Raw genomic sequence first — 13,970 nt, 5'->3', positions numbered from 1 at the left:
TGGCCCCTTCGGGTCGACTTTCCCTGGCAAATGGGACTAACTACGCTCAAGGCATGTCGACAGCCTCCGCCTCGCCCGAGCCCGTGCCCGAGCAGGGGCTGTCCGCCGAGTTGGCCGTGCGGGTGCCGCAGTTGCTGGAGGCCGTGCGGTCGGTCGGGGCCGGGCTGGAGCTGCACTCGATGCTGGACCGGATCTGTGAGACGGCGGCTGAGCTGGCGGATGCGCGGTACGCGGCGATCGGGGTCGTGGCGGAGGACGGGGACGGACTCGTGGACTTCGTGTTCTGCGGGGTCGAGGACGAGACCGCCGGACTGATCGGGCGGCTGCCCGACGGGCACAGAGGGTTGCTCGGTGCGCTCATCCACGACCCGGAGCCGGTGCGGCTCGCGAAGCTGGCGGATGATCCGCGCTCGTGCGGTTTCCCGGAGCACCACCCGCAGATGGGGAGCTTCCTGGGGGTTCCGATCCGGGTGCAGGGTGAGATCTTCGGGAATCTGTACCTGGGCGAGAAGCGTGGCGGCGGATCCTTCAACGACTACGACCTCAACATGGTCCGCGTGCTGGCCACGGAGGCAGGCATCGCCGTCGGCAACGCCCGTCTGTACGAGGCCGCCCAGCAGCGCGAGCGCTGGATCGACGGCTCGGTGGCCGTCACCACCGCACTCCTGTCGGGCGGTGACGCCGAGGACGCCCTCCAGGTCGTCGCCGAACAGGCCCGCAGGCTCTCCGGTTCGGCTGCCGGGGTCGTGCTGCTGCCCGCCGCCGAGGGCGGCCTCGAGGTCGTCGCCGTCGCCTCGGAGCTCCCCTCGAAGACGCTGGGAATGGTCTTTCCGCCGGAGAACCAGGTCGTCGCCGAACTCCTCGACGGGAAGCCCGTGTTCGTCGACGACGCGGCCACCGACCCACGCATGGTCAGCGACTTCGCCCACGTGTACGGGCCGACGATGCTGCTCCCCCTGCGGAGCGACGGCCGTGTCCTCGGGAGCCTCGTCACTCCTCGCGCGCTGGGCGCCCGCCCGTTCACGGAGACCGAGCGGACGCTGGCCGCACAGTTCGCCGCGCAGGCCGCGCTCGCGCTGATGATGGCCGAGGCGCAGCGCGACCGGGAGCGGCTCGCGGTGTACGAGGACCGCGACCGGATCGCCCGTGACCTGCACGACCTCGTGATCCAACGGCTCTTCGCCACCGGGATGATGCTGGAGACCGCCCAGCGGCGGTCCGTCGTGCCCGAGGTCCGGGAAGGTGTCGGCAAGGCGGTCGACGCACTCGACGTGACCATTCAGGAAATCCGCACCGCCATCTTCGCGCTCCAACAGGACCCCACGGAGGCGCCGTCGGCGCTGCGCACCCGTGTGCTGCGCGAGATCAACATGGCCGCCGTGCCGCTCGGCTTCAAGCCCGCCCACCGCTTCGTCGGACCCGTCGACACCGTGGTCGGGGAACTCACCGGCAAGAACCTCATCGCCGCCCTGCGCGAGGCACTCTCCAACGCCTTCCGGCACGCCGGTGCCTCCCGCATCGATGTCGTCGTCGACGCGACCGTGACCCTGCCGGACGGGCGACAGGGCGTACGGCTGACCGTCACCGACGACGGAGTCGGCATCCCCGACGGCGGCCGACGCAGCGGCCTGCGGAACCTCGAGCGGCGCGCCGAGTCCCTGGGCGGCGACAGCTGGTACGGGCCTGGGCCGGGGGCGGCGGCCGGTGCGGACGGGGGCGGTACGACGGTGGTGTGGCAGGCACCGTACTGAGCGCGGTCGGCGCCTTCGCCGAGCACATTCCGGGGCGAGCGCATGCCACGCCCTCGACGAGCGCACGTCACGGCCTTGCCGAGTGCGCACCGCCACCCCCGCCGAGCACGCTCCACTGCTTGGCCGGGGCACACGGCGGCCTCCCTCAGCGCAGGCCAAAGCCTCGCAGAGTTCGCACCGCCGCCTCCCCCAAGCACACTTCACGCCCGCTGGGGGCAACACGCCCAAGTCAGAGCCCTGTTCGGCCCAGCCGGCGGGGCCATCCGTGGCGCCCGTTCCCCCAGGCGTACGCCTTGAACAGGACCGCGGGCGCAGTTACGGGACACGATCGCTGTCATGCGCTCACCTCGCCGCCATCCCCTGCTCGTGCCGGCTCTGCTGTGCGCCGTCGCGGTTCTCGTGGCCCGGCCCACCGCGGCCGAGGGCGAGTCCGGGACCGAGCCCGGCATCAGCGCCCAGGTGGCGCGGCTGTACGAGGACGCCTCCGTGGCGGCGCGGCAGTACGAGGCGGGACAGCAGGAGGCGGAAGCGCAGCGGGGCAGGGCGCAGCGGGCCGAGGAACTCCTCGCCAGGGAACGGCAGGACATCGCGGTGCTGCACGACGACCTCGGCCGGATCGCGCGCACCCAGTACCGCCAGGGCGGCGGGCTGCCGTACACCGCGCAGCTGCTCCTCGCGGACAGCCCCGAGGACCTGATGCGCGGTCAGCGTGCCGTGTGGCAGGCGGATCTCGCCGTCAACAACGCCGTCAGCAAGAGCCGCCGGGCGGAGGCCAGGCTCGCGGCCGACGAGGCGAAGGCACAGGCGGAGTGGCAGGCGCTGGAGCAGCGCAACGGTGAACTCGCCGAGATGAAGCGGACCATCCAGGCGAAGCTGGACGAGGCACGGTCGGTACTCCAAGGCCAGGCGGACGCCTCGGTGCTGGCGGGCTCCTGCCGTGGCGCCGTCCGGCTCGACCAGCCGGAGACGGACGCCAGGAGCGCGTGGGTCGCGCCGGTGGAGACGTACGAACTCTCCGCGAGCTTCGGCAGCGGCGGCGAGCGCTGGGCGAGCCGGCACACCGGGCAGGACTTCGCGGTGCCGATCGGCACGCCGGTGCGGTCGGTCGGGGCGGGCCGGGTGGTGAAGGTGTCGTGCGCCGGCGCCTTCGGCATCGAGATCGTGGTCCAGCACCCGGGCGGCTACTACACGCAGTACGCGCACCTCGCCGCCGTCACCGTCGACCAGGGGGAGCAGGTCGCGGCCGGGCAGTGGATCGGGCAGTCCGGCACCACCGGCAACTCGACCGGGCCGCATCTCCACTTCGAGGTGCGGGTCACGCCGGAACTGGGTTCGGGGATCGACCCGGTGCCGTGGCTGGCCGAACACGGGGTTCAGCTGTAGTTCCGCGGGAAGGGTGTGGCCGGCGGGAACTTGCTACCCCGGCAGCTCGGCGATGATCTGCTCGATCACCACCGCCACCCCGTCCTCGTTGTTGGCGACCGTGCGTCCGGAGGCCGCGGCGATCACGGCGGGGTGGGCGTTGCCCATCGCGTACGAGCGGCCCGCCCAGGTGAGCATCTCGACGTCGTTCGGCATGTCACCGAAGGCGATGACCTCCTCGTGGGAGATGCCGCGCTCGGCGCAGCACAGCGCGAGCGTGCTCGCCTTGGAGACGCCCGGACCGCTGATCTCCAGGAGGGCGCTGGGGCTGGAGCGTGTGACGTTGGCCCGGTCGCCGATGGCCAGGCGGGCGACGGTGAGGAAGTCGTCCGGGTCCATGTCGGGGTGGTACGCGAGCACCTTGAGCACCGGCTGATCGGCGTCGAGGGCGTCCTCGGCGAGGAGCTTCTCGGCGGGCGCGATGATCTCCGGGGGCTCCATGTGCAGTGACGGGTACGCCGGTTCGAGGTGGAGTCCGTAGGTGCGCTCGACGGCGACCGCCGTGCCGGGGGCGGTGGCCCGGAGCAGCTGGATGACGTCGAGAGCCACGTCGGGCGCCAGCTCGCGGATCTTGACGAAGCGGTGGGCGCCGGGGCCGCCGTGCAGGTCGACCACGGCGGCGCCGTTGCCGCAGATCGCCAGGCCGTGCCCGTGGACGTGGTCGCTGACGACGTCCATCCAGCGGGCGGGGCGGCCGGTGACGAAGAAGACCTCGATGCCGGCCTGCTCGGCGGCGGCGAGGGCGGCGACCGTGCGCTCGGACACCGACTTGTCGTCGCGCAGCAGAGTGCCGTCGAGATCGGTGGCGATCAGCCGGGGCGGAACCATGGAGGCCGGGGTCTCGGGCCGTCGAGTCGCTGAGGTCACCGGGCCATTCTCCCGCATATGCGTGCACGGGCGGGCGGCGGGCCGCACATCTGAGTGATTACCGTCCTCACCAGTGCAGTTACGCCCCGCTTTCGCGGGGTCGATCTCGACCTGCGGTCGGTCTTCGGGGGAACCTTGAGCCGCGGTCCGGGCGAGCCCGCGCCGAGCCCTCGCCGAGCCCGAGCTGACCCCGCACCGACCCCGGGCCGAATCCGCGCCGACCCTGGCAGAGCGCGCGCACAGCCTCCGCGCCCACCCCACCCGCACATCCCGCCCACCCATCCGCGAGGCCCCCATCCCTCACCCGAATACCCCAACGTGGCCCACTCGTTTCCCAGATTTAACGCACGACACCTTGGCGCGCCCTGTCTACGCGCGTAACTTGAGCCAACTCCCCACAGCAGCCACACCATGTGCCGCCCGCCGGTGGCGCGTTGACGTTCAAGACGTACCAAGACGTACAAGGAGGCAGTCAGCGTGTCCAAAACGCCACGCAGCAGACCCCGTTGGTGCCGTGCCGCCTATCCCCTCATCTCGACGGGAGTGGCCGGGGCGTTCGTCCTGACGGCGATCCCCGCCGCCTTCGCGACGCCTTCCGCCACCTTGGTGATCTCCGAGGTGTACGGCGGTGGGGGCAACTCGGGCGCGACGCTCACCCGGGACTTCATCGAACTCGGCAACGCCGGCTCGGCGTCGCAGGACCTGTCGGGCTACAGCGTGCAGTACCTGCCCGGTTCGCCGTCCGCGTCCTCCCAGTGGGGAGTGACCGCGCTCACCGGCTCGGTCGCCGCCGGAGGACGCTTCCTGATAGCCGAGGCGGCGGGCACCGGTGGGACGGTGGCGTTGCCCACCGCCGACGCGACCGGTACGACCGCGATGAGCGCGACCACCGGAACGATCGCCCTGGTCTCCGGCACCACGGCGCTCACCTGCAAGACCGCCGCGGACTGCGCGGCCGACACCCGGATCGTCGACCTGGTGGGCTACGGCAGCGCGGTCGTACGGGAGGGCAGCGGCCCGGCGGCCGGTGCGTCCAACACCGCCTCCGTCTCGCGGGCCGGGTCCCTGGCGGACACCGACGACAACGCCGCCGACCTCACCACGGGCGCGCCCTCCCCGTACAACTCGGCCGGTGAGACGGCCGGTTCCGGCGACGGCGACGGTGGCGGCGACGACGGCTCGACTGAGCCCGGCACGGTCCGGGTCCACGACATCCAGGGGACCACTCGGCTGTCCCCGCTCGCCGGCCAGACGGTGACCCGGGTCCCGGGCATCGTCACCGGCGTACGTACCTCTGGCTCGAAGGGCTACTGGCTCCAGGACCCGACGGCCGATGCCGACGCCCGCACCAGCGAGGGCGTCTTCGTCTACACCGGCTCGGCGACTCCGGCCGTCAAGGTCGGCGACAGCGTCCTGACCACCGGCAAGGTCAGCGAGTACTACCCGAGCAGCGGCAGCCAGTCGGTCACCGAGATCACCGCGCCCACCACCAAGGTGCTCTCCAGCGGCAACGCGCTGCCCGAGGCCGTCACCCTGGACGCCACCAGCGTCCCCGACGCCTATACGCCCACCGCGGACGGCGGCAGCATCGAGGCCCTCGCCCTCGAACCGGCCGTGTACGCACTGGACTTCTACGAGTCCCTCGAGGGCATGCGGGTCGCGGCCACCGACACGCGCGTGACCGGTGCGACGGACGAGTACGACGAGCTGTGGGTGACGGTCAAGCCCGAGGAGAACCCGACCTCGCGCGGCGGCACGCTCTACTCCTCGTACGACCAGCAGAACACCGGCCGTATCGAGGTGATGTCCATCGACGACACCGCCACGTTCCCGGTGGCGAACGTCGGTGACGTGCTCACGGGCACCACGGCCGGCCCGCTCGACTACACCACCTACGGCGGCTACGCCCTCCAGGCCACCCAGCTCGGCACGCTCACCGCCAAGGGGCTCACGCCCGAGGTGACGCGCAAGCAGAAGAACAAGGAGCTCGCGGTCGCCACGTACAACGTGGAGAACCTGGACGCGCTCGACGACCAGGTGAAGTTCGACCGGCTGGCCGGCGGCGTCGCGGTCAGTCTCAAGTCCCCGGACATCGTCGCCCTGGAGGAGATCCAGGACGACAACGGGGCCACGAACGACGGGACCGTCACCAGCGAGGCGACGCTGACCCGGTTCACCGACGCGATCGTCGCGGCGGGCGGCCCCCGGTACTCCTGGCGCTATGTCGCGCCCGAGAACAACCAGGACGGCGGCGAGCCCGGCGGCAACATCCGCCAGGTCTTCCTCTTCAACACCAAGCGGGTCTCCTTCACCGACCGTGCGGGCGGCGACGCCACCACCGCGACCGGCGTCGTGAAGACCCGGAAGGGCGCACAGCTCACCTACTCGCCGGGCCGGATCGACCCGGGCAACGACGCGTGGGCGAACAGCCGCAAGCCGCTGGTGGGCGAGTTCACCTTCCAGGGCGAGCAGGTCTTCGTGATCGCCAACCACTTCACGTCAAAGGGCGGCGACCAGTCGCTGCACAGCCGCTACCAGGCGCCCGCCCGCAGCTCGGAGACGCAGCGGAACGCCCAGGCCGCCGAGGTCAACACCTTCGTCAAGAGCCTGCTCGCCGCCGACCGGAGCGCCAAGGTCGTCGTGCTCGGCGACCTGAACGACTACGAGTTCTCGCAGACGGTGACGACGCTCACCGCCGGCCGAGTGCTCACCCCTCTGATCACGACGCTTCCCGCCGCCGAGCGCTACACCTACGTGTACGACGGCAATTCGCAGACCCTGGACCACATCCTGACCAGCCCGGCCGTCTCCGCGTTCGACTACGACGTGGTGCACATCAACGCCGAGTTCAGCGACCAGGCGAGCGACCACGACCCGCAGATCGTCCGGATCGACATCCACAAGTGCGGGAAACGCTGATCACACTCCCGCACCGATTCCCCTACTGATCTCTCGCCGTGCCGCCCCGCCATCCGGGGCGGCACGGCGGGAGCCGTTTCCACCCCGCCGTGGTCCGGGGCGCCGGCGCCACCGCCGTAGGCTCTGAGCCATGAGTCTGCGCCTGAGCACCGTGATCCTGCCGTACCGCCGCTGGAACGACGGCGGCCGTGCCCCATGGCAGCGCGCAGAGGAACTCGGCTTCCACACCGCCTACACCTACGACCACCTGTCCTGGCGGACCTTCCGCGACGGGCCCTGGTTCGGCGCTGTCCCGACCCTGACCGCCGCCGCGTCCGTGACCGAGCGCATCCGCTTGGGCACCCTCGTCACCTCGCCCAACTTCCGCCACCCGGTGACCCTCGCCAAGGAACTGATCTCCCTCGACGACATCTCGAACGGCCGGATCACCCTGGGCATCGGCGCGGGCGGCACCGGCTTCGACGCCACGGCGCTCGGCCAGGAGCCCTGGACCCCGCGCGAGCGCGCCGACCGGCTCGGCGAGTTCGTACCGCTGCTCGACCGCCTCCTCACCGAGGACTCCGTCTCGTACGAGGGCGACTTCTACTCGGCGCACGAGGCCCGCAACATCCCCGGCTGCGTCCAGCGTCCCCGGCTGCCCTTCGCGGTGGCCGCCACCGGGCCGCGCGGAATGAGGCTCGCCGCCCGGTACGGGCAGGCGTGGGTGACGACCGGAGACCCGAAGCTGTACGAATCGGGCACGCCCGAGGAGTCCCGCAGGGCGATCGAGGACCAGGCGGACAAGCTCGGCAAGGCATGCGCCGACATCGGACGCGACGCCGACGCCATGGAGAAGACCCTGCTCACCGGCTTCACCCCGGACCGCCAGCGCCCGCTGGAGTCCGTCGACGCCTTCGTCGACTTCGCGGGCACCCACGCCGCCCTGGGAATCACCGAGATCGTCCTCCACTGGCCCATCCCGGACTCGGACTTCGCAGCCGACGAAACGGTCTTCGAACGCATCGCCACCGAGGGGCTCGCTCAGCTCTGACCCCCTGAGCAGAGGGTCCGGTCAGCGGACGCGGCCGCTCAGCCAGGGGCTGAGTTGGATCAGCAGGAGGTGTTCCTTGTACGTCCGGTCGCCGGGGAGCGGGACGATGAGGCGGTAGCCGGGCGGGAAGCGGCGGGCGTGGACGTATGCGAGGCCGCCGAAGAGGGAGCGCAGGAAGGCGGGTACGTCGTCGCGCGGGACGTCGGGGAATTCGACGCCCTCGACCGTGATCAGCGCGTCGTCCTCCGGATAGAGCCGCACGCTCACCCGGGGAAGCCCGCCGAACTCCGCGAAGGCCTCGTGCGGCAGTGAGCCGTCCGGGTCGGCGGTCACGCCGACTCCCGCGGCGCTGCGGCGGGACGTCTGGTCGGCGCCTATGTCGTGGGTGACCTCGATCTCACGCTCGTACTCGGCGGCGATCGCCCGGAGTGCGGTGACGGCGGCTTCGGTGCTGGGCAGTTGCTCCATGGTTCCGATCATCCATGAGGTGACGTCAGTGCGGTGCCGGGAACCTGATGTACTCCGGTGGTACGGCCCCGGTGAGCCACACCCCGTTCGCGCTGACGTGGAAGACATGGCCGTCGCTGTCCATGGCGGCGGCGTCCACGGAGAGCACGACGGGCCGGCCGCGGCGGGCGCCGACGCGGGTGGCGGTCTCGCGGTCGGGCGAGAGGTGCACGTCGTGCCGGTTCATGGGCTTGAGGCCCTCGGCGCGGATCGCGTCCAGGTTGCGGGCCACGGTCCCGTGGTAGAGGTACGCCGGCGGTGTCGCCGCGGGCAGTGCGAGGTCGACCTCGACGGAGTGGCCCTGGCTGGCGCGGATCCGGGTGCCTTCGACCGCGAAGCGCCGCTTGTCGTTCGTAGCCACCACGTGATCGAGCTCTTCGCGCGTGAACCGGAAACCGTGCGCGGCCGCCGCCTCGATCAGCGTCCCGATCTCGACCCAGCCGCCCTCTCCGAGGGTCAGCCCGATCCGCTCGGGCTGGTGCCGCAGGTGTTTCGAGAGGTACTTCGACACCTTCACGGTGCGTCTTTCGTCCATCCCGCAAGGGTGCCTGGCGGGAGGGAGATCACGCATTTGATTTTGGTCCTGAGGTTTGATCCACAGCCAAGTACGGTTATCCACAGGGGAATTGGCGATTCTGTGGACAACCCACAAGTCATTTAGGGTAGTTCGTCAACTATGGTGTGTTTGCTGTGGTTTGTCGCGAGCTGGTCCAAGGTGCGGGCCTGTACCTCCCGTTCGGCCGCGGCCGCGATGAAGGCGGCGACCTGTCCGGCACCAACCAGCTTCTCCACGGCCTCTGTTGTCGTGGCCGGGAGTGCCACGAGATGCGTCTCGGCGACGGTCTGCGGCCCCTTGTCCTCGCCGAGGTGCCGGCGCAGGTGCCGGTTGGCGAACAGGCGCATGGCGCGGGCCAGTTCAGCGTCCACCGTCTGCTGCGCGAGCGGCCGCAGGCGCCGTACGAGTGAGGCCGCCTCGGTTGCTTCCGCGTCCGTCGGCGGGTGCTCGCCCAGATAGCGGGCGAACACGTGCTCGGTCGTGAACTCCAGGAAACGGGACGCGATGTGCTCGACCTGACCCCTCAACTCCCGCAGATGGCCCGAGATCGCGGACAGCGGAACCCCCGCCGCGTACAACTCGACTGCCACAGACAGCTCTTGAGGGCTCGGAACCAGGAACCAGTCCTCGTCCCCCGACACGGGCTCCAGCACGCCGAGTTCGATCGCGTCGGCGACCGCCGCGTCGTCCGGGCGTCCGCCGAACCGCTCGTCCAGCTCGGCCCGTGAGATCCGTACCGCCTCCTCGTCGGTCCACGGCCCGTCGACCTCGGCGACCAGACCGAGGACACCGCCGAGACCCCGGCCCGCGTCCCAGGCCTCCAGGAGTTCCTTTATGGAGGCCAGCGTGTAGCCCCGGTCCAGGAGGTCGGCTATCTGCCGCAGCCGGGCCAGGTGGACGTCCGCGTACACGTTGGCGCGGCCGCGCCGCTCGGGGCGGGGGAGCAGACCGCGGTCCTGATAGGCGCGGATGGTCCGGACCGTGGCACCGCTGTGGTGCGCCAGGTCCTCTATCCGGTACGCGGGACCGGCTTCCGGACGGACACCGGGCTCCGCATGGACACGGGCTGCAGGACCGATACCGGCCTCCGCACGGACGGGGACCGCCGGACCGACACCAGCCGCCCCGCCCACCACTCCCGCCCCGTCCACCGACTCCTCGTTCACAATCCCGCCCTCCCCGCCTCGCTAAGCGATGGCCGCCCGCCCGATCGCCCCCGCCGCCGACCGCGCCGCCGGAGACTGCGCCAGATACTCCACCGCCCTGCGCAGCGAGCCCTCCTGCGACGGATGGTAGGACCGCCGCAGATAGCGGGGCACGGCCGCGCCGAGCGCCTTCCAGGTGGGCAACAGCCCCTTGCGTACGGCCCTGTTGTGGGCGGCGAGCGAATAGCGCATGCGTCCGGCGAGCTGCGGGTCGTGGCGGATGAGATACGCGGCGCCCCAGGCCCACAGGTAGAGCAGCACGGGCGTGGTGACCGCCATACCGGCGACCCGGCGCGCGTACCGGGGCAGGCCCTCGCCGCCGCAGTGCTGGTACATGTCGAAGGCGACCGCGCGGTGTTCGACCTCCTCCGCGCCGTGCCAGCGCAACAGGTCGAGCATGACCTCGTCGGCGTCGGCGAGATCCAGGCCCTCGGCCGACAGGACCCAGTCGCCAAGGACCGCCGTGAACTGCTCGATCGCCGCGATCACCGACAGCCGGAAGCGCAGCCACTCCTGGGGCGGTATCGGTGCACCCAGGGGCGGTTGCTCGCCCAGCAGCTTCTCGAAGAGGAAGTCGACGTACTTCGTGAAGTCCGCGGTGTCGAGTCGCTGAGCCGCCAGGTGGTCGAGGACGTAGGAGTGCTGCACGCTGTGCGTCGCCTCCTGGCCCATGAACCCCTTGACGTCCTTGAGGAGTTCGGGGTCGTCGACGAGGTCGAGTGCCTCCTTGAAGACCTTCACGAACCACCGCTCCCCCGCCGGCAGCAGCAGATGCAGCACGTTGATGACGTGGGTGGCGGTCGGTTCCTCCGGGATCCAGTGGAGCGGGGTCCTCTCCCAGTCGAAGGAGACCCGCCTCGGGGTGATGGCGTGCTGCTCGCTCACAGCGATGCCTCCGATCGTGCGCTCACAGCGGTGGCTTCAATCGTGCGATCGCGCGCAACGCCCTCGGTGTGAAGCGGGACATGAGGTGGGCGCCGCGCGCCTCCGGGGTGACGGGCACGACCGCCTGGTTGCGGACGACGGCGCGCAGGATCGCGTCGGCCACCTTCTCCGGCGGGTAGTTGCGCAACCCGTACAGCCGTGCCGACTTCTTCTGGCGCCGCTTCTCCTCGCCCGCGTCGACGCCGGCGAAGTGCGCGGTCGAGGTGATGTTGGTGTTGACGAAGCCGGGGCAGATCGCCGAGACGCCGATGCCCTGCCCGGCGAGCTCCGCGCGCAGGCACTCGCTGAGCATCAGCACGGCCGCCTTGGAGGTGCTGTAGGCGGGCAGTGCCTTTGACGGCTGGTACGCCGCCGCCGACGCGGTGTTGACGATGTGGCCGCCCTGCCCGCGCTCGGCCATCTGCTTCCCGAAGAGCCGGCAGCCGTGGATCACGCCCCACAGATTGACGTCGAGGACCTTCTTCCAGTCCTCCGGGGTCGTGTCGAAGAAGGATCCCGAGAGCCCGATCCCGGCGTTGTTCACCAGCACGTCCACCACGCCGTACTCGGTGGCGACCTTCTCGGCGAGCTTCTCCATGGCCTGCTCGTCGGAGACGTCGACGGTCTCGGCCCAGGACTCGGGGGAGCCGATCAGCCGGGACATCTCCGCGGTGCGGGCCGCGCCCTCCGCGTCACGGTCGACGGCCACCACGCGCGCGCCGGCCTCCGCGAACGCGAAGGCGGTGGCCCGCCCGATGCCACTGCCCGCGCCGGTGACCAGCACGAGCTGCCCGCCGAACCGGTCCGCGTACCTGCCGGTGGCCACGATGTCTCCCACGGGCACACCGTCCTCGTTGGCATGCACGAACTCGGTGATCCAGGCCGCCAGTTGATCGGGCCGGGTGCGCGGAACCCAGTGCTTGGCCGGGAGCGTACGGCGGACCAGACCCGGGGCCCACTGCTCCAGCTCGTCGTACAGGTACTCGGAGAGGAACGCGTCCCCCAGGGGCGTGACGAGCTGCACGGGCGCGTGTGCGTAGGCGTCTGCGCGGGGCCTGCTCAGCCGCGCCCGTACGTTGTCCCGGTACAGCCAGGCCCCGTGCGCCGCGTCCTGGGGCAGGGACGGGGTCGGGTAGCCGTCCGAGGGGACCTTTTCGACACGCTGCAGGATCTTCGGCCACTGCTTGCCGAGGGGGCCGCGCCAGGCCAGCTCGGGCAGCACCGGTGTGTGCAGCAGGTACACGTACCAGGACTTGGCGCCCTGGCCGAGGAGCTGGCCGACCCTGCGTGGGGTGGGCCGCTTCACACGCTGCTTGATCCAGTGCCCGAAGTGGTCGAGCGAGGGTCCGGACATCGAGGTGAAGGACGCGATGCGGCCCTCGGTGCGCGCGACGGTGACGAACTCCCACGACTGCACCGAACCCCAGTCGTGCCCCACCAGGTGTACGGGCCTGCCGGGGCTGACGGCGTCCACGACGGCCAGGAAGTCGTCCGTCAGCTTCTCCAGCGTGAACCCGCCCCGCAGCGGCTTCGGTGCCGAGGACCTGCCGTGCCCGCGGACGTCGTACAGCACGACGTGAAAGCGCTCGGAGAGCCGCCCGGCGACCTCGGCCCACACCTCCTTGGAGTCCGGATAGCCGTGCACGAGCACCACCGTGGGCCGCTCCGGATCGCCCAGTTCGGCGACGCACAGCTCGACTCCGCCCGTCCGCACCCAGCGCTCGCGCGCCCCCGTGAGACTCACTTGTCCTCCGCCCAGCGCCGCACGTGCGGCAGATCGTCGTCCAGCCAGAACGCGCTCGCCTCAGGGTCCTTGGAGTCGGTGACGACGAGGATCTCCTCGAACTTCGCGCCCGTACCCCGGAACCCGAGGTGCGGTTCGACCGCCCACAGCCCCGGCCGGGGCGGGTGATCGGAGAATTTGTACGGCGACCACAGCGGCGACCAGCCGTCGCGGTGCCCGCGCAGCGCGTCGCTCGCCAGCCCCTTCAAGGACTGTGTGCCGAACCCGAACAGATGGGGTGACCAGGGGCGTTCCTTCACCCGGTCGACCTTGTGGGCGATCACTCCGAACGGATACGCGCGGTGCCGGTTCGCATAGCCCTGGCGGACCATGAGCCGGTCCACGTCCTCGTAGATCTCGCGCAGCGGACGGCGCTCGCGCACCTCGCGCAGGATCAGCTCGCGGTGCGCCTCCAGGTCGGTCATCAGCTTGTCCTGCACGGGGTTCAGCCCAAGGGAGCCCGAGTAACCGATGTCCGCCGTGAAGCCCTTGTAGACCGGGGCCATGTCGAGGATGAACGGCATCCCCGCCTTCAGCCGGCGGTTGGTGGGGAAGAACTGCAGCGGGATACGGAAGTTGACGAACGCCGTGCGGTCCCCGAACCAGGCGAAGGGCAGATGGAACCAGTCCCGCACCCCGCGCGCACGCAGCCACTCGCGCTGCATGCGCGCCGCCTCGCGCTCGGTCACGCCCGGTTTCAGCTGCGCGGCCACGGACTCGGCGCACTCGTACGCGAGGCGCTGCACCTCCCTGAACCCGCTTAGTTCCGCCGAGAGTTCGCCTGTTGCTGCAGTACTCATGCCACCGTCCGTCCACACCGACTGCGGTACGCGCTCGTAACTTGACACTGATGAATGTGACAATGGTTAGAGGCTGCGTCAATAGGCGTGCGTGACGCCTGTGGACAACCGGTCTGATGTGGATGAGCCGTCGCCGGTTGTTCGACTTCAGGGGGACCCTTACGGGCCCGTACGACTGGAGAGTGACGCCGATACAGCTCCCTGGT

General features: G+C 70.6%; 11 protein-coding genes. 4 read left to right on the top strand and 7 right to left on the bottom strand.

The window, feature by feature from the left end; translation table 11 throughout:
* The first annotated feature begins 53 nt into the window (after window positions 1–53).
* Together OG219_RS23640 and OG219_RS23635 are read left to right on the top strand one after the other, a co-directional pair.
* Window positions 54–1,751, top strand: a complete 1,698-nt coding sequence (locus tag OG219_RS23640; RefSeq protein ID WP_266829551.1) for a GAF domain-containing protein — start codon at window positions 54–56, stop codon at window positions 1,749–1,751.
* Between the two features lie 336 nt (window positions 1,752–2,087).
* Window positions 2,088–3,134 carry a M23 family metallopeptidase gene (locus tag OG219_RS23635; RefSeq protein ID WP_266829549.1) on the top strand — a complete coding sequence of 349 codons (1,047 nt, stop codon included), beginning with the start codon at window positions 2,088–2,090 and terminating at the stop codon, window positions 3,132–3,134.
* Between the two features lie 33 nt (window positions 3,135–3,167).
* On the opposite strand, the gene OG219_RS23630 is transcribed toward OG219_RS23635, so the two are convergent.
* Window positions 3,168–4,058 (bottom strand): Cof-type HAD-IIB family hydrolase, encoded by an 891-nt coding sequence (locus tag OG219_RS23630; RefSeq protein ID WP_266829547.1) that lies wholly within the window; start codon window positions 4,056–4,058, stop codon window positions 3,168–3,170.
* Window positions 4,059–4,583: 525 nt separating this feature from the next.
* Between OG219_RS23630 and OG219_RS23625 the strand changes: the two genes are divergently transcribed.
* Both OG219_RS23625 and OG219_RS23620 read left to right on the top strand, forming a co-directional pair.
* Window positions 4,584–6,959, top strand: coding sequence for a lamin tail domain-containing protein (locus OG219_RS23625; RefSeq protein ID WP_323183356.1), 2,376 nt, complete (start codon window positions 4,584–4,586; stop codon window positions 6,957–6,959).
* 130 nt (window positions 6,960–7,089) lie between these two features.
* A complete protein-coding gene (locus tag OG219_RS23620) occupies window positions 7,090–7,989 on the top strand; it encodes an LLM class flavin-dependent oxidoreductase (RefSeq protein ID WP_266829545.1) in 900 nt (299 codons plus the stop codon).
* 21 nt (window positions 7,990–8,010) lie between these two features.
* On the opposite strand, the gene OG219_RS23615 is transcribed toward OG219_RS23620, so the two are convergent.
* The 6 genes from OG219_RS23615 to OG219_RS23590 all read right to left on the bottom strand — a co-directional run bounded on the left by OG219_RS23615 (window position 8,011) and on the right by OG219_RS23590 (window position 13,764).
* A complete protein-coding gene (locus OG219_RS23615) occupies window positions 8,011–8,469 on the bottom strand; it encodes a hypothetical protein (protein ID WP_266829543.1) in 459 nt (152 codons plus the stop codon).
* 13 nt (window positions 8,470–8,482) lie between these two features.
* Window positions 8,483–9,031, bottom strand: coding sequence for an RNA 2'-phosphotransferase (locus OG219_RS23610; RefSeq protein ID WP_266829541.1), 549 nt, complete (start codon window positions 9,029–9,031; stop codon window positions 8,483–8,485).
* Between the two features lie 122 nt (window positions 9,032–9,153).
* Window positions 9,154–10,131, bottom strand: a complete 978-nt coding sequence (locus OG219_RS23605; RefSeq protein WP_266836203.1) for a MerR family transcriptional regulator — start codon at window positions 10,129–10,131, stop codon at window positions 9,154–9,156.
* 108 nt (window positions 10,132–10,239) lie between these two features.
* Window positions 10,240–11,142 carry a metal-dependent hydrolase gene (locus tag OG219_RS23600; protein ID WP_266829538.1) on the bottom strand — a complete coding sequence of 301 codons (903 nt, stop codon included), beginning with the start codon at window positions 11,140–11,142 and terminating at the stop codon, window positions 10,240–10,242.
* Window positions 11,143–11,164: 22 nt separating this feature from the next.
* Window positions 11,165–12,925, bottom strand: a complete 1,761-nt coding sequence (locus OG219_RS23595) for an SDR family oxidoreductase (RefSeq protein ID WP_266829536.1) — start codon at window positions 12,923–12,925, stop codon at window positions 11,165–11,167.
* A complete protein-coding gene (locus OG219_RS23590) occupies window positions 12,922–13,764 on the bottom strand; it encodes a M24 family metallopeptidase (RefSeq protein ID WP_266829534.1) in 843 nt (280 codons plus the stop codon). Before OG219_RS23590 ends, OG219_RS23595 begins: the two co-directional genes overlap by 4 nt.
* Window positions 13,765–13,970 lie beyond the last annotated feature (206 nt).

Source organism: Streptomyces sp. NBC_00038 (assembly GCF_026343635.1).
GTDB lineage: Bacteria > Actinomycetota > Actinomycetes > Streptomycetales > Streptomycetaceae > Streptomyces.
This window is presented reverse-complemented; position numbering and strand designations above follow the sequence as displayed.

What these genes read in the sequence shown, in the direction of transcription:
- OG219_RS23640 (WP_266829551.1), top strand. Translation starts at nt 54, where the DNA reads ATGTCGACAGCCTCCGCCTCGCCCGAGCCCGTGCCCGAGCAGGGGCTG.
- OG219_RS23635 (WP_266829549.1), top strand. Translation starts at nt 2,088, where the DNA reads ATGCGCTCACCTCGCCGCCATCCCCTGCTCGTGCCGGCTCTGCTGTGC.
- OG219_RS23630 (WP_266829547.1), bottom strand. Translation starts at nt 4,058, where the DNA reads ATGCGGGAGAATGGCCCGGTGACCTCAGCGACTCGACGGCCCGAGACC.
- OG219_RS23620 (WP_266829545.1), top strand. Translation starts at nt 7,090, where the DNA reads ATGAGTCTGCGCCTGAGCACCGTGATCCTGCCGTACCGCCGCTGGAAC.
- OG219_RS23615 (WP_266829543.1), bottom strand. Translation starts at nt 8,469, where the DNA reads ATGATCGGAACCATGGAGCAACTGCCCAGCACCGAAGCCGCCGTCACC.
- OG219_RS23610 (WP_266829541.1), bottom strand. Translation starts at nt 9,031, where the DNA reads ATGGACGAAAGACGCACCGTGAAGGTGTCGAAGTACCTCTCGAAACAC.
- OG219_RS23590 (WP_266829534.1), bottom strand. Translation starts at nt 13,764, where the DNA reads ATGAGTACTGCAGCAACAGGCGAACTCTCGGCGGAACTAAGCGGGTTC.